This window comes from Sphingobium phenoxybenzoativorans (assembly GCF_018286635.1).
Classification (GTDB): domain Bacteria; phylum Pseudomonadota; class Alphaproteobacteria; order Sphingomonadales; family Sphingomonadaceae; genus Sphingobium; species Sphingobium phenoxybenzoativorans.
In genome coordinates this window covers 3,811,257-3,836,122 of record NZ_CP073910.1, presented here as the reverse complement: position 1 = coordinate 3,836,122, position 24,866 = coordinate 3,811,257, and the positions used below count along the sequence as shown (strand labels likewise).

General features: G+C 61.5%; 17 protein-coding genes and 1 tRNA gene. 12 read left to right on the top strand and 6 right to left on the bottom strand.

Going from position 1 to position 24,866, the window contains the following annotated elements; translation table 11 throughout:
* Positions 1–26: 26 nt before the first annotated feature.
* The gene (locus tag KFK14_RS18985; protein WP_212608771.1) at positions 27–2,243 is read right to left on the bottom strand and encodes a strawberry notch-like NTP hydrolase domain-containing protein; all 2,217 of its coding nucleotides are present in this window, start codon (positions 2,241–2,243) and stop codon (positions 27–29) included.
* 73 nt (positions 2,244–2,316) lie between these two features.
* The gene (locus tag KFK14_RS18980; protein WP_212608770.1) at positions 2,317–3,225 is read right to left on the bottom strand and encodes a DUF7146 domain-containing protein; all 909 of its coding nucleotides are present in this window, start codon (positions 3,223–3,225) and stop codon (positions 2,317–2,319) included.
* Between the two features lie 138 nt (positions 3,226–3,363).
* Between KFK14_RS18980 and KFK14_RS18975 the strand changes: the two genes are divergently transcribed.
* Positions 3,364–3,954 (top strand): lytic transglycosylase domain-containing protein, encoded by a 591-nt coding sequence (locus tag KFK14_RS18975; RefSeq protein ID WP_212608769.1) that lies wholly within the window; start codon positions 3,364–3,366, stop codon positions 3,952–3,954.
* Positions 3,955–4,014: 60 nt separating this feature from the next.
* Complete coding sequence (locus KFK14_RS24095; RefSeq protein ID WP_225008918.1) at positions 4,015–4,596, top strand: thermonuclease family protein; 582 nt, start codon at positions 4,015–4,017, stop codon at positions 4,594–4,596.
* A gap of 174 nt (positions 4,597–4,770) precedes the next feature.
* On the opposite strand, the gene KFK14_RS18965 is transcribed toward KFK14_RS24095, so the two are convergent.
* Complete coding sequence (locus tag KFK14_RS18965; RefSeq protein WP_212608768.1) at positions 4,771–5,217, bottom strand: hypothetical protein; 447 nt, start codon at positions 5,215–5,217, stop codon at positions 4,771–4,773.
* Positions 5,218–5,360: 143 nt separating this feature from the next.
* Between KFK14_RS18965 and KFK14_RS18960 the strand changes: the two genes are divergently transcribed.
* A complete protein-coding gene (locus KFK14_RS18960; protein WP_212608767.1) occupies positions 5,361–8,669 on the top strand; it encodes a DEAD/DEAH box helicase in 3,309 nt (1,102 codons plus the stop codon).
* Between the two features lie 329 nt (positions 8,670–8,998).
* On the opposite strand, the gene KFK14_RS18955 is transcribed toward KFK14_RS18960, so the two are convergent.
* Positions 8,999–10,225 carry a tyrosine-type recombinase/integrase gene (locus KFK14_RS18955; RefSeq protein ID WP_212608766.1) on the bottom strand — a complete coding sequence of 409 codons (1,227 nt, stop codon included), beginning with the start codon at positions 10,223–10,225 and terminating at the stop codon, positions 8,999–9,001.
* A gap of 166 nt (positions 10,226–10,391) precedes the next feature.
* Positions 10,392–10,478: transfer RNA gene (locus tag KFK14_RS18950), tRNA-Leu, on the bottom strand.
* Between the two features lie 167 nt (positions 10,479–10,645).
* Between KFK14_RS18950 and KFK14_RS18945 the strand changes: the two genes are divergently transcribed.
* The 4 genes from KFK14_RS18945 (at position 10,646) to gltB (ending at position 18,701) form a co-directional block, all read left to right on the top strand.
* Entirely contained in the window at positions 10,646–11,572 is a 927-nt protein-coding gene (locus KFK14_RS18945) for a complex I NDUFA9 subunit family protein (RefSeq protein WP_212608765.1), read from the top strand.
* A 72-nt stretch (positions 11,573–11,644) separates the two neighbouring features.
* Positions 11,645–12,454 carry an undecaprenyl-diphosphate phosphatase gene (locus KFK14_RS18940; protein ID WP_212608764.1) on the top strand — a complete coding sequence of 270 codons (810 nt, stop codon included), beginning with the start codon at positions 11,645–11,647 and terminating at the stop codon, positions 12,452–12,454.
* Between the two features lie 161 nt (positions 12,455–12,615).
* On the top strand, positions 12,616–14,067 hold the full coding sequence (locus tag KFK14_RS18935) for an NAD(P)-dependent oxidoreductase (RefSeq protein ID WP_212608763.1): 1,452 nt from the start codon (positions 12,616–12,618) through the stop codon (positions 14,065–14,067).
* 95 nt (positions 14,068–14,162) lie between these two features.
* Positions 14,163–18,701, top strand: coding sequence for a glutamate synthase large subunit (gene gltB / locus KFK14_RS18930; protein ID WP_212608762.1), 4,539 nt, complete (start codon positions 14,163–14,165; stop codon positions 18,699–18,701).
* A 16-nt stretch (positions 18,702–18,717) separates the two neighbouring features.
* Here the strand turns inward: gltB and KFK14_RS18925 are convergent, their stop codons facing one another.
* Positions 18,718–19,137 (bottom strand): hypothetical protein, encoded by a 420-nt coding sequence (locus KFK14_RS18925; protein WP_212608761.1) that lies wholly within the window; start codon positions 19,135–19,137, stop codon positions 18,718–18,720.
* A gap of 402 nt (positions 19,138–19,539) precedes the next feature.
* Here KFK14_RS18925 and KFK14_RS18920 point away from each other — a divergent pair, with 402 nt between their 5' ends.
* The 5 genes from KFK14_RS18920 (at position 19,540) to KFK14_RS18900 (ending at position 24,826) form a co-directional block, all read left to right on the top strand.
* On the top strand, positions 19,540–21,801 hold the full coding sequence (locus KFK14_RS18920) for a TonB-dependent receptor (RefSeq protein WP_212608760.1): 2,262 nt from the start codon (positions 19,540–19,542) through the stop codon (positions 21,799–21,801).
* 30 nt (positions 21,802–21,831) lie between these two features.
* Positions 21,832–22,212 carry a VOC family protein gene (locus tag KFK14_RS18915; protein ID WP_212608759.1) on the top strand — a complete coding sequence of 127 codons (381 nt, stop codon included), beginning with the start codon at positions 21,832–21,834 and terminating at the stop codon, positions 22,210–22,212.
* A gap of 199 nt (positions 22,213–22,411) precedes the next feature.
* A complete protein-coding gene (locus KFK14_RS18910; RefSeq protein WP_212608758.1) occupies positions 22,412–23,023 on the top strand; it encodes a VOC family protein in 612 nt (203 codons plus the stop codon).
* A 164-nt stretch (positions 23,024–23,187) separates the two neighbouring features.
* The gene (locus KFK14_RS18905; RefSeq protein WP_212608757.1) at positions 23,188–23,874 is read left to right on the top strand and encodes a dienelactone hydrolase family protein; all 687 of its coding nucleotides are present in this window, start codon (positions 23,188–23,190) and stop codon (positions 23,872–23,874) included.
* Positions 23,875–23,917: 43 nt separating this feature from the next.
* Entirely contained in the window at positions 23,918–24,826 is a 909-nt protein-coding gene (locus tag KFK14_RS18900; RefSeq protein ID WP_212608756.1) for an MBL fold metallo-hydrolase, read from the top strand.
* The last annotated feature ends 40 nt before the right edge of the window (positions 24,827–24,866 follow it).

Below are 24,866 nucleotides of genomic sequence, written 5' to 3'. Positions count from 1 at the left end.
CGCACACTATCATGGGAATTCGCCGGTTACGCCGCGCTCCTCCGCATTACCGCTTCCTCGCGATAAGCGATCTTATGCGCAGCTCGCCATAATACGGCCCAGGCTTCGGCATAGGCATCATAAACCGCGATCTGATCCTCGGTCAGGCAATGCTCAAGGATCTCATATTCGACACCGGCGAATGAAAGGGCCCGGGCGGTGTATAGTCCGAGCGACTTGAGATCTCGCGCGACCAGTTCCATCGCGGCGATGCCGCCATCGCGAATGTCGGCAACGAAAGCCTCGCGATTAGCGAAGGCGGTCTCCGGCCCCCACAGCCCAAGGCGCGTCGCATAGGCCAAATTGTTGACGTCGGACGCTCCGGTGGCCGAAGCATAGAGCACCCGTGCGCGGGGCAGGAGGTTCTGCAGGCGCACGCCAGCGATACCCTGCTCCGATCCCTTGACCTTGCCTCGCGATCCTTCGCCGCCAGCAGCATTGGCCATGGCGTGCGCCTCGTCGAACACGATCACGCCCTCGAAGTCATCACCCGCCCAGGCGAGGATCTGGTCGAGGCGGGTCGCATCGTTTCGACCCGAACGCAGGGTCGGGTAGGTGACGAAGAGAATGCCCTCGCGCATGGCGATGGGGGTGCCGAGTTTCCAGGACGCAAGCGGCTGGATGTCGATCGGGAGACCGCCAAGGGCGGCCCAGTCGCGCCGGGCATCTTCGAGCAGCGCCTCATTCTTCGAAATCCAGATATGGCGGCGCTCGCCGCGCACCCAGCGATCGAGAATGACGCTCGCGACCTGGCGACCTTTGCCGGCGCCTGTCCCGTCCCCGAGGAAATAGCCCTGCCGGTACACCTGTCCTTCCGCCGAGGCTTTGAGCGAACAGCCTTTGTCCTCGGGTTCGAACCGGCCGGGAAGATCGCGGGCGTGAGCGCTGGCGGTGTAGATCAGGGTCTCTGCCTGCGCAGCCGACAGCAGCCCTTTGGCAACCAGACCGTTGGGCAGCTGCGGCACCGCTTCGGGCATCGGTGCGGCGATCGACCCCATGGCAACAGATTCGACGAGCGGTGTCGGATGCTCGGCCGCGCCATTGATCACAATCCTGCTCGGGCGATAGGGCAGATAGTGGCCAACCTGAGGGGCAAGCCGCGCAGGGGTTTCGAGCGACTGGTAGGTGAGCGACGCGATGGCGGAGGCTGGGGGCGCGATCCTGGCTGGTGTCGGCAGCGGCCTGCGCGGCACCGTCACCAGGCGAAACGGCGCACGAGCCGGAAGGCTCGATTGCTCGGGAACGGCATCCAAGATGGCGCGATCGGGCAAGGCATCGACAATATCGAACAGCTGGCGAAAGTCGTTTGTGCGGATGGCGACAGGCTCATTGGAGCCTTCCACCTTGTCGAAGACCAACAGCCGCGTGGTAATGCCGGTGCCCTGCCTGACGAACGCGCGTTCAACCGCGGCATTGAGCCTCAGCGAGATCGGTCCCTTCAGCCCTGCCAAGAACTTCACACAGTCGAACCATTCAGGCATGATCGCGACAAGCCGTCCGCCGGGAGCAAGGCGGTTCCAGGCTGATCGCAGATGCCTCGCCCCGGTGCGGCCATCGTGGCCCCGCTCGATCCCGTGAGAATAGGGCGGGTTAATCAGCACGACGCTGGGGCTGATGGCCGGATCGAGCAATTCGTCGATCAACTCGGCATCATGTCCGGTCACGCGGGCGGTCGGAAACGCCGCAATAAGGCAGTCGCGGCGCAGCGGCGAGATTTCGTTCAAGGCAAGGCGGGTGCCGGCTTTGGCAGCCCAGACCGCGAGCATCCCCGTTCCGGCAGAGGGTTCCAGCGCGAGCTCATCGGCACCCAGCGCGCAAGCCCGGGCAGCGAGCCAGGCCAGGCGCGGCGGCGTTGCAAACTGCTGCCATTCAATCTGCTCGTCGCTGCGATTGGTCTGGGTCGGAATTCGGTCATCGAGCCTGCAGAAGAACTGTTCCGCTTCATCAATCGGGCTCGAGAGCTGGATCTGATCGAACGTCTGCAGGTATTGAACCTGTGCCAGTTCAAGAGCTGCGTGGGCGTCACGCACCGACCAACGCCCGAGAGCATCGCTGCCCCCGAAGTGCTCGCTCATAATCCGCGTAACGTCGCTGCGTGACAGCGCGCGGCCTGCGGCGAGCTCTGAAGCCAAGATCTGGGCCGCCGTGGCAACAGCGGGCGGTGATGGTTCATCGAATGCAAAAGCAAGGGAAGAATTGGACATGGGAGCCTCCTGACGAGGTCCTGCCGCGGGCAGGCCTCAATCAGCCAAAGGCCTTCTCCCCTCTCTCTTCACGTCACGGCTTGGACCGCAGCCACGCTTGCAAAGCGTCGTTCCAGTCTTTCCCGTGACCGCGCGGGCGACGCGTGACGATCGTTCGGTTTTCACAAGCATAGGCGCTGCGCGCACGTTCCTCGGCAAGATCGCCGCCTGCATCATGGTCGACGAACAGGTGCAATTCACGCACGCTTTCCGGGATCGACACGAGGCCAAAACGCTCGTTGCCAAGTGAGGCCCAGCAAGGGACCTGGGTCAAGGCCTTGGCAGCAAGCGCGCTCTCGATACCTTCGGCAAGCCCGAGCCGCCCGTCGACAGGTTCGAAGAGGCGAACTGCGCCTGATGCCAAGCTCCCGAGTGCACGCTTGGGGTTGGCGAAAGGGGGAACCGCGGGCCTCAGCGGGTTAAGAAACGTGCGGTGAATTCCGACCAGCCCATGATCCATCGCCACTGCCGCGATCAGAGCAGGCAAGTACTGTGTGTTCCCCTTCGGTCCGAGCGGGGTGCGAGGGTGAAATCTGAGGGCGCGTGAGACCGCACGAATCCCGCGGGCCTGAAGATAAGCCTTGGCGGGAGTATCGTCGATTGGTCTTGCTTCGCGCCAGATGCGCTCTGCGAACGCATGGTAGGTGGGCTTGCCGACGCTGACGCCAGCATCGGCTTCGATCCTCCCTGAAAACATGCTTCGCGGCGAAACACCGCGTGCGGCGAGCGCAGTAAGGACCTGATCCTGGCTGCAGCCCGCGAAACAATGAAAGAGGATGGCGCGGCGTCCCAGAGTTACGCCGAGGGAGGGCGTACGATCATCGTGGGCGGGACATCGCGCCATGCCCTTGGAGCCGGACCAATACCCTCCCAGTTCCTCGCAAAGCTGCTTTGCCACTGACGCAAGGGACGAGCCGGTAGGACTGGATAACGCGTGGGACATGCGGGGCTCCTCAAGCTCAAAATACCGCCCCCTTGCGAGCGAGCTCTCCTCCCAATCGCCCGCGTAAAAGCACTTTCCTACACCTCATTGTTCACCATACGTTCCGTTTTGATTCGAGGCAATGCGACGAGATGGACGATGATCAGATTTGGAATGATCGGGATGCTCCTGATGAGCGTTTCCGCGGTGCAGGTTTCAGCCCAAGCAGACTCGCCATCCTTCGCGATATTCGAACATCGACCTACCCCTGTACAACCTGAGGCTGTCGAGCCGGCCCTTCCGGCACACGATGAGACGAATTTGAGTCTGAGCAAGGCGGCGTTCGCGCCCTCCTTCCGCGAGGTGATTTATTTGGCGAGTGTGCGGGAGGCAGAGCTTCGATATGGCCTACCCACAGGCTTGTTGCAGGCGTTGATCTGGACTGAATCGCGGTTCAATCCGATGGCGATCAGCCCCGCTGGCGCGGCGGGGCTGGCGCAGTTGATGCCAGGCACGGCTCGGTACCTCGGCATCACGAACCGGCATGATCCTGTCGCAAGTATTGATGGCGGGGCGCGCTACCTACGCGAGATGCTGGACAAGTTTGGGCAGATCCATCTCGCCCTCGCTGCCTACAATGCTGGACCTGGAGCGGTTTCGCGTGCTGGCGGCATTCCCAGAAATAGTGAGACGCCCGGCTATGTCCGCAGCGTGCTCGAACGATGGCAAGCAATTGGCTCGCGCATATGAAAGGTATTCGTCTAGGGATATACGAAGAGTGGATTGCTGGAGTGGGGAAGGCCGAATTTGATGGCTCGAAAAGAAGATCGAGGCACGAAGGATGACAATATCGTTCGCTTCGATTTCCGGGACAAACTGAAGAAGCAGCACGACAAGCGTCGGCGCAAGGGGTGGATGTTGGGTCTAGGCGCGTTCTTGATCGTATTCGCTGGAGGGATGTTGGCATTGAATTGGCCCGTGTCCGGTCTGACCCCGACCGCCCCGTCAGAACTCGCGCCTAAGCTTTCGCTGATGGCCGGAAGCACCTCAGCGCGCTTCGAGCTCTGCGGAATTACACGCCGCACCTGCGTCGTAGACGGAGATACCTTCTGGCTCGAGGGCGAGAAGATCAGGATCGCAGATATCGATACGCCCGAGATCAGCGAACCCAAGTGTGATTCTGAGTACCAGCTTGGTATGAAGGCGACTTACCGGCTTCGCGACCTGTTGAACGAAGGCACTTTCGAGGTCCGGCCGATCGGAAACCGCGACGAAGACCGATTTGGGCGTAAGCTTCGGGTCGTTGTTCGGGGCGGCCAATCACTTGGGGACCAGCTTGTGCGTGAGGGGCTGGCTCGCACATGGACTGGGCGTCGTGAACCGTGGTGCTGAAAGTGACCGTGCCATTGACTGGTCAACATTTGTTGTGGGACTTATCGGCAGGAGCCGACCACGCGCGGACGTTCCGATCAGGCACCCAAAATGTCTTTTTCTAATTTAACCTGCCAAGAGCCGGATATCGATTCGATCCCGGGGCGGAGAACTTTTGGCGAGCGCGAACCAGATCTACTGTACTCGCCTCTTGGCAACCATCAGACGACAAGCAAGCTCACGCTCCCCCCACCGGGTCGAGAAGGCGTCTGAAACCTCAAACCAGCTACCGTCGCTGCCTGCACCGTGATGGACGCCCATACAGGAACATTGGCACTCATGGCCCTTGGCGTTCTGGCAGGAGGGTGAGCAGATTTCCTGCTCACGATACGGCTGGATCACATAAAGGCGGCCATATTTCTGCAGCGCGCGATTCACGAAATCATCGAACCAGGCTTTCGGGATTTCCCAGAACTTGCGCGGTGCGATCCAGCTTGGTGTAATGCGGCGCCCGTTTTGGAGCCATTGGCGGTTATTGCTATCGAACGGCAACCGGACCCGCAAGAGCTCGCCTTTCCCCGTGCGCCGCAGAATGACGGGGATCTCGTCTTGCTTCCAAATGGCTTGGATCGACTGTTCCATGAAATGCCAACATTAGCAGGTTCGTCTCCGACCCTGAAAGCTAGAAATTGACGATTATCGGAGATATTGGAACATAGCAAAAACACCGACCCTCCGCTACACCTTTCCCCTAATGATCGTCACCGTTGTGGGAGACCTACCCAATGCCAGCGGGCACATATCGCGCATTTAAGTTGCCGGCTAGCTATTCGATCGAGGGCCGAGTTCATAAGAACGCGGTTAAGCAGCTTAAGCGGGCGGCGATCCATAAAGAATTCGCTGTTGGATCCAAGGCCATCAAGCGCTCCTCCTATACAGTCCTCCATCCAGACGAGGGCGCGCCGATCCTTATAGCGGACCGCCGTCTTACGGTTACGGACGAGCCGATCGATGTCTTCCGCTGCCGTAACTGGGATGCGTTCGTCGGCGGATCCAGCGAACTCGAAGGCGAATGGCTGATGCCTGCGCCCGCACGCTTTGAGCTACTATCTCCCATCCAAGCCATCGAGGCGCGCGACGCGGTGCTGAACGGTTGGCGCGGCGCATTCGAGTTTCGTGAGGAAAGGCGCGACGGCGATCGCGTGATCGAGACCGGGCTCCGTCCTCCTCAGATTGGGGCGCTATTCGGCGTGCTCTCCCACTGGAAGACGAGCAGTCTGCCCGCGACTGTGGTCATGCCGACCGGCACCGGAAAGACGGAAACGATGCTTGCGTTATTGGCGCGGGAGAGACTGTCGCGGCTGCTAGTGATCGTGCCCACAGGGGCGCTGCGCGATCAGATCGGTGACAAGTTCGTCTCGATGGGACTTCTCAAGCAGCTGGGAGCCTTGAGGGAGGACGCGCCCCTACCGATCGTCGCACTGCTGGAGCACAAACCCAAGACCGCCGAAGAGGTAGACGCCATCTTTATGGGCTGCAACGTGGTGGTCACGACGATGGCGGTCGCTGGTCAGAGCACCGAGGCGGTCCAGCGCCGCATGGCCGAGCTTTGCTCGCATCTATTCATCGACGAAGCGCATCACATCTCGGCCCGAACATGGGAGGCGTTTCGTGGACACTTCGCTGATCGTCCAGTAGTCCAATTCACGGCCACGCCATTTCGCAATGACGGCAAGCACGTGGATGGAAAGGTCGTCTTTAACTATCCGCTTCGGAAGGCTCAGGCCGAAGGTTATTTCAAGGAAATCCGCTTCGCGCCGGTTGACGAACTGGACCAGGTCGAGGCTGACCAGGCTATTGCCATGGCCGCCATCGCGCAGCTTGCTTCGGATGCCGCTGCTGGTTTCAATCACCTCGTAATGGCGCGTTGTTCGGACATCAAACGCGCTGAACAGGTGCACGCCTATTACGCGGCACTCGCGCCCGAGCATGCGCCGCTGCTGCTCCATAATGGAATTCCTGCCGGCGAGGCCCGAGATGGTTTAGCCCGCCTCCGCCGCGGGGAAGCACGCATCGTAGTATGTGTGGACATGCTGGGTGAGGGTTTCGACCTCCCAGAGCTGAAGATTGCCGCGATCCACGATCCGCACAAGAGCCTCGCGATCACGTTGCAGTTCACGGGGCGGTTTACCCGCTTTCGCTCCGATCTCGGTGAAGCCACGATGATCGCCAATATCGCCGACCCTGGCGTCGGAGAGGCTCTACAGGACCTGTATGCGGAGGATGCGGATTGGAACGTCCTCCTCCGAGACCTTAGCGAGGGCGCCAACACTAGGCAGGCTCGTCGCTCGGACTTCATCGACGCGTTCCAAGATGCTCCCGACGTCGTTTCGCTGCGCAATATCTTCCCAAAGATGAGTGCGGTCGTGTTTCGGACAGGCACGCGACGGTGGCGGCCCGATCGGGCGATCGCCGCGATGGGTTCGACGGAAATCTATGCCGGTCCGACTGTGAACGAACGCAACAAGGTGCTGCTATTCATCACACGCGAGCATGATGCCGTGTCTTGGGGTGATGTCCGGGATATCCGAAACACCGAGTGGCACCTTTATCTCGTTCATTGGGACGAAGGACAGGGGCTCCTCTACATTAACAGCTCAAACAACAGCAGCATGCACGAAGATTTGGCCAAGGCCGTGGCTGGCGATGATGCAGCCATATTAAAGGGCGAACTTGTGTTTCGTTCGCTTCATAACGTGAACCGGCTGGTCCTTACGAATCTTGGTCTTAGCGATGTTATCAACGACCGGCTGAGGTTCAGCCTGCATGTGGGGCCGGATATCACTGATGCATTGCCAGAGGCAATGCGGACTAACAAGCGAAAGTCCAACCTCTTCGCACATGGTTACGAGGACGGCGCGCGAGTAACGATTGGCTGCTCGCAAAAGGGCCGGGTGTGGTCGATGATGACCGCCGAGGACCTCTCATCCTGGGTTGAATGGTGCCACGCGGTCGGTGCCAAGCTCCGCGATGATACGATCTCGACCCGCGATGTCTTCACCAACGTGATCCTGCCGGTTGAAATCAGTGAGCGTCCCGCCCTCATTCCGCTTCTGATCGATTGGCCGGAGGAATTCCTGAAGCGTGCCGAAGACGCTATCAAGGTCACAATCGATGGAGAATCCGTGCTGTTCTTTGATGTGGAACTGCAAGTTTTGGATTTTACGACCGATACGCCGATCCGCTTTCGGGTCGTCACTTCCAACAAGATCGCCGACTATATCGTTCGATTCGCGCCGGATGGCGTCTCCTACGAACCACAGGGCGCTTTTGCGGCCGACATCACGATTGGGCGCACCACAAGGTCGCTTGGGGACTGGTTCCGCAGAGAGCCGCCTGCGATACGCTTCGACAATGGCGGCTACCTTGAAGGAACTGAGTTATTCGTGCCTCCGATCGGGGCCGCGCGAAAGCCGTTCGACCGCGATCGGATCGTCGAATGGGATTGGGCTGGTGTCGATCTCTCGAAGGAATCGCAACGCGTGGAGAAGCGACCGGACTCAATACAGCGGCGCGTCCTTGATCGCCTTCTCGCCACTACCACAGAGGATGAATTCCCTATCATTTTTGATGACGATGATGCTGGCGAAGCCGCCGATATTGTCTGTATTGGGGTTCGCGACGGCAGGCTGGTAATCCATCTTTACCACTGCAAGTTTGCAGGATCCCCCAGCGCGGGGGCTCGGGTCGACGATCTTTATGCGGTGTGCGGCCAGGCGCAACGTAGCACGCACTGGCGTAGCGCAGTGCCGGAACTCTTCAAGCATCTTCGTCGCCGCGAGGACAGCCGCCGGGCAAAGCTCGCGGCTGCCGGGATTGACCACGTTTCGCGTTTCGAGCGCGGTGATCTTCGCGGCTTGCGCGATCTAGCCAAACAGGCGAAGCTTCTACTTCCGGAACTGAAGGTCTTTATCGTCCAGCCAGGGTTGTCCAAAAAGGCTTTGGTAAACCGACAGCTTGATTTACTCGGGGCGACCGAACTCTATCTGATGGACACAGCAGCGATTCCATTGGGTGTAATAGCGAGTGAGTAACTTCCGCTTACCCCATACTCCTGGGCCGGATGGGTGACAGACGCAACGTTCTCCGAGCGGCTCCTCAGGTTCGGGCCGCGCTTGGTAACGCTGCTTTGCTGGGAACTGTTGGCTTTGTAGGACTAAGTAAGCGACGGCTTGCTGCCTCATCATACCTGAAACCGGACAGGCATGAACCTCCCATTCTCGCTCATATCCTCGAGTGCCGCCACCGGTGCTACCCAGTCGGCAGTGTCCGGATCTGACAAACGCTGACGTTGGGAAGCATCGTATGAAACGGCAGGGAAGTACCCGTTCCAGCTAGACCCTACAGGTGTTTAAAATCCTCGTCAGGCTCTTCCCGCAAACGCGCCCTTGATGACCTTGCCGCCCTCTCGGATCGTATCGAGATAGTCGCTCCACCATTGCGCCATGCGGACGCGCTCATCCCAGTGTTTGCCGCGGTGATAGACGCCGCGAACGGCATTGCTGTCACCGTGGGCCAAACCGCGTTCAATCGCGTCTGGATTCCAGAGGCCGCTTTCGTTCAGCATGGTGGAGGCCGTAGCCCGAAGACCATGGGCGGTGACTTCGTCCTTCGTGAAGCCCATCCGCCGGAAAGCGGCATTCAGGGTGTTTTCGCTCATCGGACGGACGGAGGCGCGAGCTGACGGAAACACATACCCCTCGGTGCCGACCATCTCGGCAAGTTCCTTGAGATACCCGACTACCTGCTTGGACAACGGCACGGCATGAGGGCGGCGCGCCTTCATCTTTCCCTCTGGGATGCGCCAGACGCCTTCTTCGAGGTCGATCTCTTTCCAATCGGCATGCCGCAGCTCGCCAGGGCGTACAAAGACATGGGGGGCGATAAGCAAGGCGTACCGGGTAATGAAATTGCCAGTGTAGTCCTGGATCGCACGGAGCAGCCCACCAAGATCCTTGGGCTCAAGGATCGCTGCATAGTGCTTTGCCTTGGGCGTTATCAGCGCCCCGCGGAGCATCGCCGTCGGGTCGCCTTTGCAGCGCGTCGTGGCAACCCCATAGCGAAACACGCGGCTGGCAAAGGATCGGGTCTTTTTGGCGGTCTCGTGCTTGCCCTTCGCTTCGAGGCGCTTGAGGGGAGCCAGCACCTCGAACGGCTCAATCTCGTCGATCGGACGGCTGCCGATGGCATCCGTCAGCTGGTCGAGGAAAAAGTTGGCCTTGATGATGGTCGCATCCGCCCGACCGTTCTGCACCATCATCTCATCAATGTACTCGCGGGCCACCGCCTCGAATGTCTGGGCAGAAAGGAATTCCGAACGGATCTTCTGCTTGCGCTTCTCCATCGCCGGGTCACCGCCCGCCGCGACTTTAACCCGCGCCTCATAAGCCGCTTGGCGTGCGTCCTTGATATTAATTTCGGGATAGGAGCCGATCGAGAGCTTCTTTTCAACGGTGCCGATTCGATAGCGGAATCGCCAGAGTTTTCCGCCCGATGGGGACACCTCGATGTACAATCCGCGGTCGTCGGCGACCTTGTACGGTTTGTCCTTTGGCTTGAGTGCGCGAAGCCGGGTTTCGGTCAGAGGCATGGGCGGGCCTTTTCCCAATGTGGTTTTCGCAAAGGCCCGTAAAAGGCCCGCAAAAATGTGCGGAACCCCCGAGAAAAGGCGGGACGATCCGGCACGATCCAAGGGCCAATTCCCTTGGATTTCTGCGGGTTTAATACACTTGCTGGGTTCTTCTGAGAAGAACAAATGGTGCCCAGAAGAGGACTCGAACCTCCACGACCTTGCGATCGCCAGCACCTGAAGCTGGTGCGTCTACCAATTCCGCCATCTGGGCACGGGGTAGGCGGGGGCGATTAGCCGCTAGGGTGTCGCCTTGTCAATCGCAGCGCGGCCAAATATTTGCCGCCGCCGTCCCGCGCCCGGTTGTCTCGCGCCGCCGCCTGTTGCAAGGGGGAGGCAGGAGAGACGAAGACGCTCATTGGCAAGGACACGGACTCCATCATGACGAACGGTTTGGTGACAATTTTCGGCGGCGGCGGGTTTCTCGGCCGTTATGTGGTGCAAGAGCTGCTGGCGCGCGGCGTGCGGGTCCGCGTGGCGGAGCGCAACCCGTCGAGCGCGATGCGCGTGAAAACGCTGGGCGGGCTGGGGCAGGTGCAACTGGTCTCGGCCGATATCACCAAGCCTGCAAGCGTCGCCCGCGCCGTTGAGGGCGCTGATGCAGTGATCAACCTGGTCGGCATCCTGAATGGGGCCTTCGCCAAGGTGCATGTCGAGGGTACGGCGAACGTGGCGAAGGCGGCGGCGCAGGCCGGAGCGACAGCGCTGGTCCATATTTCCGCCATCGGGGCGGACCCCGAAAGCCCTTCCGCCTATGGCAAAAGCAAAGGGGAAGGCGAGGGTGTCGTGCGGTCCGCATTCCCTGCGGCGACCATCATCCGTCCGTCGATCATTTTCGGCCGGGAGGACCAGTTCACCAACCGGTTTGCGCAGATCGTCCGCATGGCGCCGGTGGTGCCTGTTATCGGCGCGGCCACCAAATTCCAGCCTGTCTATGTCGTTGATGTTGCTCACGCAATTGCCTCCGCCGCGCTTGAGCCGGCGCATCAAGGCAAGCTGTATGAACTGGGCGGGCCGGAGGTGTTGAGCATGCTCGACATCAACGCGCTGATCGCCAAGATCATCGGCCGGCCGGAGCGCAGTTTCCTGCCAATCCCCGCGCCGATTGCGACGGTGATTGCGACGGTGCCTGGCGGTCCGCTGACCCGCGATCAATGGAAGATGCTGCAGAAGGACAATGTCGTCGCGCCCGGCGCGATCGGCCTTGCGCACTTCGGCATCGCGCCGACGCCGATCGCCGCGGTGGCGGACGCCTGGTTGGTGCTGTATCGCCGGCATGGCCGGTTCGCGGGCCGGGTGAAAGCCTGAAAATCCTGAACCTGCATTCCCCTAAACGGCCGACCGTATGAATAGGCCGCGCCCAAAGGAGTTCATCCCTGCATGGACATGCATTATCTGACCATCGTCCTGCTCGGCATTGTCGAGGGTCTGACGGAATTCCTGCCGGTGTCCTCCACGGGGCACCTCATTCTGGCGAGCGAACTGCTGGGCTATGACTCCGCGCAGTGGGCGATGTTCAATGTCATCATTCAGCTTGGCGCGATCCTGGCGGTGGTCGTGCTTTACTGGCGGACCTTCTGGGCGGTGGCTGTGGGCCTGCTCCAAGGCAATCCGGTATCCTGGCGGTTCCTGCGCAATCTGGTGATCGCGTTCATCCCCGCCGCCCTGATCGGACTGGCGCTGCACGACAAGATCGAGATACTGCTGGGCGAACCGAAGGTCGTCGCTGTGGCCCTGATCATCGGCGGCATCGCGATCCTGATCATAGAGCGGCTGATCAAGAGCGCGACGATTGTCGGCATTGCCGAAATCCCGCTGGTCCGGGTGGTCGGCATCGGCCTTATCCAGTGCATATCGATGATACCGGGCGTCAGCCGATCCGGCGCGACGATCATGGGCGCCCTGACATTGGGCGTGGAGCGGCGCACGGCGGCGGAGTTCAGCTTCTTCCTCGCGATCCCGACCATGTTGGGCGCGACGACGCTGGAACTGATCAAGAACCATGACAAGATCACCACTGGCGGCGTGAGCTGGTTCGACATCGGCATCGGTTTCGTGGTGTCGTTCATCGTCGCCATTCTGGTCATCAAATGGTTTGTCGGCATCGTTTCCAAGCATGGATTTGGCCCCTTTGCCTGGTACCGAATCGTGGCGGGCGCCGCCGCCCTCATCTGGCTCACGATGAAGTAGGTCCGATACGGCCATTTATTCAGCAATAATATGTCGCTAAGATGAACATAATCGCGGGATGATCCGTTATTTAGGTAAGATATACTGTCATTAAAGTCATTATTCCCGTGACTCCCGCGGTTTTCCGCGCTATTCCAGCGCGCGAAACGAAGGGAGCGCACATGGCTGACAGTCCTATGTTGAAATTTGTCGGAACCGGACAGGCGTATCCCGAAAAACGCGCCGCCGATGACCGGGCGGGCGACTTCAATGAGATCAGCCGCACCTTCGTAACGGAGAAGGCGGAGGAGCAGGCGTCGCGTTGCTCGCAATGCGGCGTGCCCTATTGCTCGACCCATTGCCCGCTGCACAATCATATTCCCGACTGGCTGCGCCTGACAGCGGAAGGCCGCCTGCGCGAAGCCTATGAGCTGAGCAATCAGACCTCCACCATGCCGGAAATTTGCGGCCGCATCTGTCCGCAGGATCGCCTGTGCGAAGGCAATTGCGTCATCGAGTTTTCCGGCCATGGCGCTGTGACCATCGGCAGCGTGGAGAAATACATCACGGACACCGCCTGGAAAGAAGGCTGGGTCGAACCGCTTGTGCCGGGCGCTGACCGGGGCCAGTCCGTCGGCATCATCGGCGCAGGCCCGGCCGGGCTGACCACGGCGGAATATCTGCGCGCCGCAGGATATGAAGTGCATGTCTATGACCGGCATGACCGGGCGGGCGGCCTGCTGACCTATGGCATCCCCGGCTTCAAGTTGGAGAAGGACATCGTCATGCGGCGCATTCAGCGCCTGAAGGATGGCGGCATCATCTTCCACGAAGGGTTTGAAGTCGGCCGCGACGCGACGATGGAGCAGTTGCGCGAGAAGCATGACGCCATCCTGATCGCCACCGGCGTCTACAAGGCGCGCGACATCCGCGCGCCCGGCGTCGGCGCGCCCGGCGTCGTCAAGGCGCTCGATTTCCTGACCGCCTCCAACAAGGCGAGCTTTGGCGACCATGTGCCGGAGCATGAGGATGGATCGCTGTACGCCAAGGGCAAGAATGTCGTTGTCATCGGCGGCGGCGACACGGCCATGGACTGCGTGCGCACCTCCATCCGCCAGGGTGCCAAGTCAGTGAAGTGCCTCTATCGCCGCGACCGGGACAATATGCCGGGTTCGCAGCGCGAGGTCGCCAATGCGGAGGAGGAGGGCGTCGAGTTCGTCTGGCTCACCGCGCCGATCGCCTTTGAAGGCACGGACAAGGTGACCGGCGTCAAGGTGACCAAGATGCGCCTGGGCCAGCCCGACGCATCCGGCCGCCGTGCGCCCGAACCCGATCCGGGCAGCGAGTTCAGCCTGGAGGCCGACCTGGTCATCAAGGCGCTGGGCTTCGACCCTGAGGAACTGCCCCGCCTGTTCGGCGCGGAGGACCTGTCGGTTACGCGCTGGGGCACGCTGCGCGTCGACCATCGCACGATGATGACGTCGCTGGATGGCGTCTTTGCGGCGGGCGATATCGTGCGCGGCGCAAGCCTTGTCGTCTGGGCGATCCGCGACGGCCGCGACGTGACCGACCATATGCACGCCTATCTGAAGGCGAAGGCTGCAGCGAAGGCGGGCGAGAGGGTCGCGGCCTAAAGCAATCACAATTCCCCGTTCGGTTCGAGCTTGTCGAGAACGGGAAACAGGGTTCCCGGACAAGCTCGAACCGAACGAATCACAAGGAGGCGAAGATGTCCCACACTTCCTTCATGGCTGACGAACAAGAGCGCGCGCGCATCGCCGAGCACGGCATGTATCGCCCCGATTTCGAAGGCGACGCCTGTGGCGTTGGCCTGGTCGCCGCGACGGACGGCAAGCCTTCCCGCCGGGTCGTCGCCAGCGCGATCGACGCATTGAAGGCCGTGTGGCATCGCGGCGCGGTAGACGCCGACGGCAAGACCGGCGACGGCGCGGGCATCCATGTCGACCTGCCGGTGCGCTTCTTCGACGATGCGATCGCCGACGCGGGGCACAAGCCGCTGCCCAACAGGCTGGCCGTGGGCATGGTGTTCCTGCCGCGCACCGACCTCAGCGCGCAGGAGACCTGCCGTACGCTGGTCGAGGCGGAGATCATCGATTCCGGGTACAAGATCTACGGCTGGCGCCAGGTGCCGGTCGATGTGTCGGTGATCGGAGAGAAGGCGCAGCGCACGCGCCCGGAAATCGAGCAGATCATGATCGCCGGGCCGATGCCCGAAGAACTGGACATGGCGGAGTTCGAGAAGGAACTCTACCTGATCCGCCGCCGCATCGAGAAGAAGGTGATCGCGGCGCAGATCAACGATTTCTACATCTGCTCGCTGTCCTGCCGTTCGATCATCTACAAGGGGCTGTTCCTCGCCCAGTCGCTGTCGGTCTTTTACCCGGACCTGCAGGACGACCGGTTCGAGAGCCGCGTCGCGATCTTCCACCAGCGCTATTCGACCAACACTTTCCCGCAATGGTGGCTGGCCCAGCCGTTCCGCACGCTCGCCCATAATGGCGAGATCAACACGATTCGCGGCAACAAGAACTGGATGAAAAGCCACGAGATCAAGATGGCCTCGCTGGCATTTGGCGAGCAGTCGGAGGATATCAAGCCGGTGATCCCGGCGGGCGCGTCCGATACGGCGGCGCTGGACGCCGTGTTCGAGGCGATCTGCCGCGCGGGCCGAGATGCGCCGACCGCGAAGATCATGCTGGTCCCGGAGGCATGGCAGCAGAGCCTGGGCGAGACGCCGGAATCGCATCTGCACATGTATAACTATCTCGCGTCGGTCATGGAGCCGTGGGATGGCCCCGCCGCGCTGGCGATGACCGATGGCCGCTGGGTGGTCGCGGGCGTCGACCGCAACGCGCTGCGTCCGTTGCGCTATACGCTGACGGCCGACAATCTGCTGATCGTAGGTTCGGAAACCGGCATGGTCGTGGTTCCCGAGGCAACGGTGATGCGCAAGGGCCGCCTGGGACCGGGCGAGATGATCGCCGTCGATCTGCTTGAGGGCGAGGTTTATGACGACCGGTCGATCAAGGACCGGATCGCGTCGGAGCGGCCCTATGCCGATCTGGTGCGGGACTTCCTTTATGTCGATGATCTTCCGCCTGCTTCGCCCGATGCCTTGCCGTCATGGAACAAGGCGGAACTGACCCGCCGGCAGATCGCCGCGAACCTGACGCTGGAGGATCTGGAACTGATCCTCTCGCCCATGGTCGAGGACGCCAAGGAAGCCGTGGGTTCGATGGGCGACGACACGCCGCTGGCTGTCATTTCGGACAAGCCGCGGACGATCAGCCATTTCTTCCGCCAGAATTTCAGCCAGGTCACAAACCCGCCGATCGATTCCCTGCGCGAGCGGCATGTGATGAGCCTGAAAACGCGCTTCTCCAACCTTGCCAATATCTTGCAGGAGGAGACGCAGAACAGTCATGTGCTGGTGCTGGACTCTCCTGTCCTGACATCGGCTGACTGGACGCGGCTGAAGGCGCATTTTGGCCAGTCCGTGGCGGATATCGACTGCACCTTCCCGGCGGAGGGCGGCCATGAGCAGCTTCGCGGCGCCATCGAGCGCATCCGCGAGGAGGCCGAGCAGGCCGTGCGCGAAGGACGCACCGAACTGTTCCTGACCGATGAGAATATCGGGCCGGACCGGGTGGGCATCGCCATGGTGCTGGCCGCCGCCGCCGTGCACACGCACCTGGTGCGCAAGGGGCTGCGCTCCTACGCCTCCATCAATGTGCGGTCGGCCGAGTGCGTCGATACCCATTATTTCGCGGTGCTGATCGGCGTGGGCGCGACCACGGTGAACGCTTATCTGGCCGAAGCGTGCATTGCGGACCGGCAAGCGCGCGGCCTGTTTGGCGATATGGATGTCGACGCCTGCATCAACCGCTACCGCATCGCCGTCAACGAGGGCCTGCTGAAGATCATGTCCAAGATGGGCATTGCGGTCATCAGCTCCTATCGCGGCGGCTATAATTTCGAAGCGGTGGGCTTGTCCCGCGCGCTGGTGAACGACCTGTTCCCCGGCATGCCGTCGAAGATTTCGGGCGAGGGCTATACCTCGCTGCACTTCAACGCGACGTTGCGGCATGAGGCGGCCTATGACGAGGCGGTGGTGAAGCTGCCCATCGGCGGTTTCTATCGCCAACGGAATGGCGGGGAGAGCCACGCCTATTCCGCGCAGCTCATGCACCTGTTGCAGACGGCGGTCGCGACCGACAGCTATTCCACCTATCTGCAATTCTCGCGCGGGGTGCGGGACCTGCCGCCGGTCTATCTGCGCGACCTGATGGAGTTCAACTTCGCGCGGGAGGCGGTGCCGATCGACGAGGTGGAAGCGATCACCGAAATCCGCAAGCGCTTCGTGACGCCGGGCATGTCGCTGGGCGCGCTGTCGCCGGAAGCGCATGAGACGCTGGCCATCGCCATGAACCGTATCGGCGCGAAGGCCGTGTCGGGCGAAGGCGGCGAGGACGCCATCCGCTTCAAGCCCTATGAGAATGGCGACAACGCCAATTCGGTGATCAAGCAGATCGCGTCGGGCCGCTTCGGCGTCCATGCGGAATATCTGGGCAGTGCCGAGGAGATCGAGATCAAGGTCGCGCAGGGCGCGAAGCCCGGCGAGGGTGGCCAGCTTCCCGGCTTCAAGGTCACCGAGTTCATCGCCCGCCTGCGCCATTCGACGCCGGGCGTGATGCTGATCTCTCCGCCGCCGCATCATGACATCTATTCGATCGAGGATCTCGCCCAGCTCATCTATGACTGCAAGCAGATCAACCCGCGCGCGCGCGTCTGTGTAAAGCTGGTCAGCCAGGCCGGCATCGGCACGGTCGCGGCGGGCGTGGCGAAGGCGCATGCCGACGTCATCCTGATCGCCGGCCATGTCGGCGGCACCGGCGCGTCCCCGCAGACCAGCATCAAATATGCCGGAACGCCATGGGAAATGGGCCTGTCCGAAGCCAATCAGGTGCTGACGCTGAACGGTCTGCGTCATCGCGTGAAGCTGCGCACGGACGGCGGTCTCAAGACCGGGCGGGACATCGTGATCGCCGCGATCCTGGGCGCGGAGGAGTTCGGTATCGGCACGCTCAGCCTCGTCGCCATGGGCTGCATCATGGTGCGGCAGTGCCACTCGAACACCTGCCCCGTCGGCGTGTGCGTGCAGGATGAGAAGCTGCGCGCCAAGTTCACCGGCACGCCGGAGAAGGTCATCAACCTGATGACCTTCATCGCTGAGGAAGTGCGGGAGATTGTCGCGCGTCTGGGCTTCCGCAGCCTGGACGAGATTGTCGGGCGCACCGAGCTGCTGCGGCAGGTCAGCCGTGGCGCGGAGCATCTGGACGATCTGGACCTCAACCCCATCCTCGCCAAAGTGGACGCGCCCGACCATGAGCGCCGCTTCACCCTGGACGCATGGCGGAATGAGGTGCCCGACAGCCTGGATGCGCAGATATTGAACGACGCGAAGGCGGTGTTCGAGCGCGGCGAGAAGATGCAACTGACCTACACCGTGCGGAACACCCACCGCGCGGTCGGCACGCGGCTTTCCGCCAAGATCACCGAGAAGTTCGGCATGTCGTCGCTGGCCGACGGCCATGTCACGGTGCGCCTGCGCGGGTCGGCCGGGCAGTCGCTGGGCGCTTTCCTGTGCAAGGGCATCAAGCTGGAAGTGTTCGGCGATTCCAACGACTATGTGGGCAAGGGCCTGTCGGGCGGCATCATCGCTGTGCGGCCTATGGTCTCCACCCCGCTGGACAGCCGCCACAACACGATCATCGGCAATACCGTCCTCTACGGTGCGACAAGCGGCAAGCTGTTCGCGGCGGGACAGGCGGGCGAGCGCTTCGCCGTCCGCAACTCGGGCGCGGAGGTTGTGGTCGAAGGCTGCGGCGCCAATGGCTGCGAATATATGACCGGCGGCACGGCGGTCATCCTGGGCGATACCGGGGCGAATTTCGGCGCTGGCATGACCGGCGGCATGGCGTTCATCCTGGACGAGCATGGCGTATTCCCGTCGCGCGCCAACCCGGAAAGCATCGTCTGGCAGCGGCTGGACAGCGTCTATTGGGAAACCCGGCTGAAGGCGCTGATCGCCGAACATGCCGTGGCGACCGACAGCCGCTGGTCGCATACCCTGCTCGACGATTGGGACCGCTGGCGGGATCATGTCTGGCAGGTGTGCCCGAAGGAGATGATCAGCCGTCTGGAATATCCGCTGAGCGATCGCGAGGAAGCGGTCGCGGCGGAATAGGGCCGCCTATCGCTGTTTATTGTTGTTGGGCAGGCCGGGCTGGTTCGATCATCCCGGCCGCACTGGGCGCTGCCTTTTTGACAGTCGCGACGACGGTAGGCGGCGCTGCGGCTCCATGCTCCGCGCTGTCCCCCTGCGCTTCATAGTCGCGCAGAGCAGGGTCATTCTCGCCGATGGCGTAGGCGTCCCCCATCATATTCCGCTCGGCCAAGGTGGGGCCGCAGCCCTTGCACACAATCTCGTCCGGGGTAGGCGGCAGGTCGCCGCCATCGGCGGGGTTGAGGTTGCTCACGGATGTATCGGACAGCGCCTGTTCGTCGCTTCCGGCCTCTGCCTGCGTATTTTCGTAACCGCGCAGGTCCTGCCACACGCCGCCGCCGAACCGGCCGCCCGCAAAGCCGCCAAGGCCATAGCCCGCCGCGATGCTGAGCAGCATTACGGCTCCACCAACGATCCAGAATCTTGAAGACATTAACGCATCTCTCCAGCGACTCCATCCTATCACTTCAACCGTCCCCGCGCATTGGGGTTCCGGTGGGCGGCCTGTATCCGATAGTTCAGAATGGCGCAGTCCGGTGGAGATAGGAAGCGGAATAGGGCGGGGCGGCGCGCCGCCACCTCTTGCGGTCCCGATGGTTTGCGGGGTGGAGCTTGCTGCCCGTGCGGCGTCGAAAAATCATGCGGCCGCATGTCTGGAGAAGTCTCATTTGCCCAAAGGGCGATGGCGTTATCCGCGCATCTCTGTGACGACGCGGCCCGCTAATTTCTGACGCATCACTACCGGAAACAGGAGGAGTGGGCGAGTGATCTTGGATAACGCTCCTAGAGAGGTTTCTGGATGCTTCGCAAACTCTTGTTTTCATCAACGATTCTGCTCGTCCCCACGCTTGGCGCACCGATTGTCAATGCGCAGGAGGCAAGCGCGGCGCCGGATGAGGCTGAATCCGGCCAGCCCTCCAAGATCGAAGATATCGTCGTAACCGCGCAGCGGCAGACGTCGAGTGTCCAGCAAACGCCTCTGGCGATAACAGCGGTCGAAGGCGACACGCTTAAAGATCGCGGCATCGCCGACATTGACGCGCTGACGCGCGCGATCCCGAATGTGAACTTCTCTCGCCTTGGCGGAGACGCGCGGATATTCATTCGCGGTATCGGCCTTGAGGGCGTCGATGCGGGCGCCGACGGCCGCGTCGCCGTCTACACCGACGATGTCGTCAATGCGCGTTCGCAGGCGGCTCTCGGCTCCCTGTTCGACATCAACCGCATCGAGGTGCTTCGCGGGCCGCAGGGTACTCTCTACGGGCGCAATGCCACGGCGGGCGCGATCAACATCATTTCCAATGACCCGACCGATACGTTGGATGGCTATGCCGCAATCACTGCGGGCAACTATAATCTGATCCGTACCGAAGGCGCGATCAGCGGTCCTTTGTCCGACACGGTTTCGGCGCGCTTCGCTTTCCAGACCAACGACCGCGACGGCTTTGGCAGGAATATCATGACGGGCAATCCCGTCGATAGCGAACGCAGCAGGGCGGCGCGCGTGAAGCTGCGTTTTGAGCCTTCGGATGCGTTCCACCTTACCCTGACCGGCGATTATCGGTGGGAGAATGACAATGCGGGCGGTTACGCCTTCGTCCGGTTCAATCCCTATTATGTCGATGTCAATGTCGCCAACGGCTTCGCGCATCCCGAAAGCCGGCGTGATCGCGCCGGCCTGGACCAGCTCTTTTACATGGAGAATTACGGGCTGACCGCGAACGCCGTTCTGGAGCTTGCCGACGGTCTGCAACTCACCTCCATCACCGGATATCGTCATGTCGATCAGGCAAGCAGTCTGAGCGGCGACGATTCAACCGCGCTGACCACCTCCTATGATGTGGCGACAGGGGCCAACCAATGGACCCAGGAACTGCGCGTCTCGCTACAGCGCGGGCCGATAGACCTTGTGGCGGGCGGCTATTATTTCCATGAGAAGAACAGCTTCAGGCTGAATTTCGGCGTTTCGCCTCTGGTGTTCGGAGGCGCTGCATCGCCGCTGTATCAGGGCTTTGGCCAGGGCGGCTTGCAAAAGACGGACGCCTATGCGGCCTTCGCCCAGGCGACCGTGCATCTTACCGACAGGCTCGGCATCGATATCGGCGCGCGGTACAGCTACGAAAAGCGCAGCATCACGCGCTATAATCAGCTCGATTTCGTCAATCTTTTTAATATCGACACCCCGCTGGTTGTGGGTTGCTCAGCTCCGCCGCTCACCGGCTTCATCCCCGGAGTAACGAGCTGCAGCACCAGCGGCGCGGACAGCGCATCCTGGTCGTCCTTCGATCCGAAGGCCACGATCCATTATCAGGTGGCCGATGGCGTCATGGCCTATGCGACCTATTCGCGCGGCTTCAAGAGCGGCGGTTATGACCTGACCCAATTGAGGCCGGCCTATAATCCGGAGCGGCTGACCAATTATGAGGCGGGCATCAAGGCCGACCTGTTCGACCGCCGGGTCCGCGTCAATCTGTCCGGTTTCTATTATAATTACAGCAATCTGCAGATCACCATTCTTGAATTTGAGCCTCCGGCGCCGGGACCGGTGACCCTCAACGCCGCAAAGGCGCGGCTTTATGGCGCGGAAGCGGAAATCATAGCGGTTCCGGTCGATGACCTCCGGCTGGGCTTCAACCTTGCCTGGCTGCACAGCGAGTATCGCGAGCTTTCGGACAATAACCAGTTTACCGGGCAACTGGAAAATCTCGCCGGGAACCAGTTGACGTCCGCGCCGAAATACAAGCTGGTCGGCGAAGTCGGCTACACCTTCCACCCCGGCTTTGCCGATATCACGCCCCGCGCGGAATTGAGCTGGACCAGCAAGATCCAGTTTTCCCAGTTCAATTTCGATTTCCAGTCGCAGCCCGCCCGCTGGGAGCTGAACCTCTATCTCGATGTCGTGCGCAAGGATGACTGGACGATCAGCGCCTACGGCCGGAACGTGACCAACAAGCTCTATTATCTTGGCGAAATCGTGCCCGCGCCTTTCACCGGCGCGCCAGTGCTGGGCATGCCCGCCGCACCGGCGACTTTTGGCCTGTCAGTCACGAAGCGCTTCTAGGCGCGCGAAAGCGTGAGGAGAAACAGATCGATGTATAACCATAATATGGTCGGGTCGAACGATGTGGCGGCGTCGAAGAAATTCTACGACGCGACCTTTCAGGCGATAGGCGGCGCGGAGGGGACCATCAATCCCAATGGCCGCGTCATCTACACCCATAATGACGGGATGTTCCTGGTCTCCGCGCCGCGGAACGGAGAGCCGGCCACCGTTGGCAATGGCTGCACCATCGGTTTTGCGATGGAGAGCGTCGCACAGGTCGATGCCTGGCACCGGGCAGGCGTGGAAAATGGCGGAACGGCGATCGAGGACCCGCCGGGTGTCCGCGAAGGCAGTGGCGGGACATGGTATCTTGCCTATCTGCGCGATCCGACGGGCAACAAGCTGTGCGCGGCGCACCGCCTGGCATGAGGCGGTTGAGATGTCCGCAATGGAACGCTGGGTTGCTGAAAGGCGAATAGGTCCATCCCGCGGGCTGCTGGTAAATTGGCGCGGCAAGCCAGAGCGGCGACAACGCGCATTTACCGTCCATTCCAGCGCGTGTGATCGAGACGGATAATCAGCTTTGGATGTGAATGCTTTGGCTTCTTTTGGGTGAATGGAGAGCGATATGGACCGCCAGCTAACGACGACGGGCAAGGTCAACCGGAAATTCGAAATCCGGGGCATCAACCATATTGCCCTGGTCTCCTCCGACATGCAGCGCACCGTCGATTTCTATGAAGGCGTTCTCGGCATGCCGCTCATCAAGACCTATGAGATTGGTCCGAACGGCAGATTTGGCCAGCATTTCTTCTTCGACATGGGCAGTTCGTCGCTGGCCTTTTTCTGGTTTCCCGACGCGCCTGCGTCCGTGCCCGGCGTCACGTCCGTTTCAAGCCTGATAGGCAGCGTGACCGCCATCGGGACGATGAACCATATCGCTCTGGACGTCGATGCCGACCGGCTGCCCGAATATAAGGCGCGGCTGGAAGCGGCCGGCGTCGAGGTCTCGCCGATCGTGCATCATAATGATGTCGCGCCTGCGCTGGGGCCGGACGCGCTTGAGGATGTCCATGAAAGCAACTGGGTCAGCTCGATCTATTTCCGGGACCCGGACGGCATTCATGTCGAATTCGCCGGCTGGACGCGGCTGTTCACCGAAGCGGACATAGCGTGCAAGGCTGCGACGGCCGCCGATGCGGAAGGCTGGTCCGCCAAACGCGACGCCATAACGGCCTGATGCCGTATCCAAACCGCGTCAAACCGACATGAACCCAGTCCATGTCCGGCCCTGCGCCGGATCTTAGGGGACGGCATGCCGCAACCTATCCCGGCGGCAGTCGAGATTATCCATCACCGGCCGCGCGCATCGGCCACACACTGAATATTTAGAGGGCAACACAGATGAAGATTACCGTTTCCGATGGCAGCTTTGACGCCTATGTCGCGCTTCCCGAAGCCAAGTCAGCGCCCGCCATCGTTGTGATCCAGGAGATTTTCGGCGTGAATGCCGATCTGCGGGCCACGTGCGATGAACTTGCCAGCAGGGGTTTCATCGCCATTTCCCCCGACCTGTTCTGGCGCGATGCGCCGGGCCTTCAGCTCAACAAGCTGGACGAGGCGGAGTGGGCGCAGGCGTTTGCGCTGTACCAGGCATTTGATTTCGACCGCGGCGTGCAGGATGTGCTGGCCACGATCGAGGCCGCACGGTCCATAGAGGGCGGCAACGGCAAGGTCGCTGTCATCGGCTTCTGCCTGGGTGGGCTGATGACCTATCTCGCCGCCGCACGGGGCGATGTCGATGCGGCGGTCGCCTATTATGGCGGCGGCACGGACCAGCATCTTGGCGAGGCCGGTACGCTGACCGCGCCGCTGATGGTCCATCTGGCCGAGGAGGATGAATATATTCCGGCGGATGCGCAGGCGAAGATCAAGGAGGCGTTGGCGGGCAAGTCCAATGTCGAGGTGCATAGCTATGCCGGATGCAACCACGCCTTCGCGCGGCATGGCGGCGTTCATTATGACGCGAGTGCCGCCACATTGGCCAATCAGCGGACAGAAGCCTTCCTCCGTCAGTCGCTCGGTTCCTGACGGGGCCGGGTCAGTCGAAGGCAAGGCGGCATAGCGGGAGTATATGATGGACGTCAGCTTGGGTGAACTGCGCGTGCGCCAGGTCGCTGAACTCGATCTTGCCTTGCCGCTCGACGCCATCCTGCCCGGAATCGGGGGCGAAGATCTGGCGCGCCTGAAGCAATGGTATTGGGACGATGCGCTGTCGCTCGATCCCGCCACTGCGCAATGCGCGCTCAGCATGCACAGCTATCTGGTCGAGATCGACGGCAAGAAAATCATCATCGATACCTGCAACGGCAATCACAAGGATCGCACCATGCCGTTCCTGCACCGGCTGACGACGCCGTGGCTGGAACGGCTCGGCGAGCTTGGGGTGGCGCCGGAAGATATCGATATGGTGCTTTTCACGCATCTGCACGTCGATCATGTCGGCTGGAACACGCGTCTGGAAGGGGACCGGTGGGTGCCGACCTTCCCCAATGCCCGCTATGTATTCGGCCGCCGCGACCTCGACTATTTCAGCACGACGGAGGCGGAGGCTGACCTTTCCCATCAGGAGGCGTTCCGGGATTCGGTATTGCCGATCCTTGAAGCCGGTCTCGCCGATATCGTGGAGGAGGACGCCGTTTTGCACGGCGCGTCCGGGGATGGGGTCTGGCTTCGCCCCGCATTCGGCCATACTCCCGGATGCTGCACCGTGCATGCCCGCCGCGGGGGACCACCTGCGCTTTTCTCCGGCGATATCCTGCTGCATCCGGCCCAGATTGTGAGGCCGGACCTGCACACCAGCTTTGACCGGGACGAGGCGCTGGCGGCGCAAGTGCGCCAGGCGCTGATCGAGGAAGTCGCCGATACCGATACGGTTATCTTTCCGGCGCATTTCATGCAGGGCGCCGCTGGCCGCATTGAGCGGGATGGCGAGGGTTTTCGCTACCGGTTGGTGGGCGAAACGCCGCCCGCCGCTGCATAGCCGCATCGCGGCGGCATCATGACAGACATTGGAGATCGAC

Excerpts from the sequence above, each read along its gene's own strand:
- KFK14_RS18920 (WP_212608760.1), top strand. The coding sequence starts at position 19,540 with ATGCTTCGCAAACTCTTGTTTTCATCAACGATTCTGCTCGTCCCCACG.
- KFK14_RS18935 (WP_212608763.1), top strand. The coding sequence starts at position 12,616 with ATGGCTGACAGTCCTATGTTGAAATTTGTCGGAACCGGACAGGCGTAT.
- KFK14_RS18965 (WP_212608768.1), bottom strand. The coding sequence starts at position 5,217 with ATGGAACAGTCGATCCAAGCCATTTGGAAGCAAGACGAGATCCCCGTC.
- KFK14_RS18915 (WP_212608759.1), top strand. The coding sequence starts at position 21,832 with ATGTATAACCATAATATGGTCGGGTCGAACGATGTGGCGGCGTCGAAG.
- KFK14_RS18980 (WP_212608770.1), bottom strand. The coding sequence starts at position 3,225 with ATGTCCCACGCGTTATCCAGTCCTACCGGCTCGTCCCTTGCGTCAGTG.
- KFK14_RS18905 (WP_212608757.1), top strand. The coding sequence starts at position 23,188 with ATGAAGATTACCGTTTCCGATGGCAGCTTTGACGCCTATGTCGCGCTT.
- KFK14_RS18975 (WP_212608769.1), top strand. The coding sequence starts at position 3,364 with ATGATCAGATTTGGAATGATCGGGATGCTCCTGATGAGCGTTTCCGCG.
- KFK14_RS24095 (WP_225008918.1), top strand. The coding sequence starts at position 4,015 with ATGGCTCGAAAAGAAGATCGAGGCACGAAGGATGACAATATCGTTCGC.
- KFK14_RS18910 (WP_212608758.1), top strand. The coding sequence starts at position 22,412 with ATGGACCGCCAGCTAACGACGACGGGCAAGGTCAACCGGAAATTCGAA.
- KFK14_RS18960 (WP_212608767.1), top strand. The coding sequence starts at position 5,361 with ATGCCAGCGGGCACATATCGCGCATTTAAGTTGCCGGCTAGCTATTCG.
- KFK14_RS18955 (WP_212608766.1), bottom strand. The coding sequence starts at position 10,225 with ATGCCTCTGACCGAAACCCGGCTTCGCGCACTCAAGCCAAAGGACAAA.
- KFK14_RS18985 (WP_212608771.1), bottom strand. The coding sequence starts at position 2,243 with ATGTCCAATTCTTCCCTTGCTTTTGCATTCGATGAACCATCACCGCCC.
- KFK14_RS18945 (WP_212608765.1), top strand. The coding sequence starts at position 10,646 with ATGACGAACGGTTTGGTGACAATTTTCGGCGGCGGCGGGTTTCTCGGC.
- KFK14_RS18900 (WP_212608756.1), top strand. The coding sequence starts at position 23,918 with ATGATGGACGTCAGCTTGGGTGAACTGCGCGTGCGCCAGGTCGCTGAA.
- gltB (WP_212608762.1), top strand. The coding sequence starts at position 14,163 with ATGTCCCACACTTCCTTCATGGCTGACGAACAAGAGCGCGCGCGCATC.
- KFK14_RS18940 (WP_212608764.1), top strand. The coding sequence starts at position 11,645 with ATGGACATGCATTATCTGACCATCGTCCTGCTCGGCATTGTCGAGGGT.
- KFK14_RS18925 (WP_212608761.1), bottom strand. The coding sequence starts at position 19,137 with ATGCTGCTCAGCATCGCGGCGGGCTATGGCCTTGGCGGCTTTGCGGGC.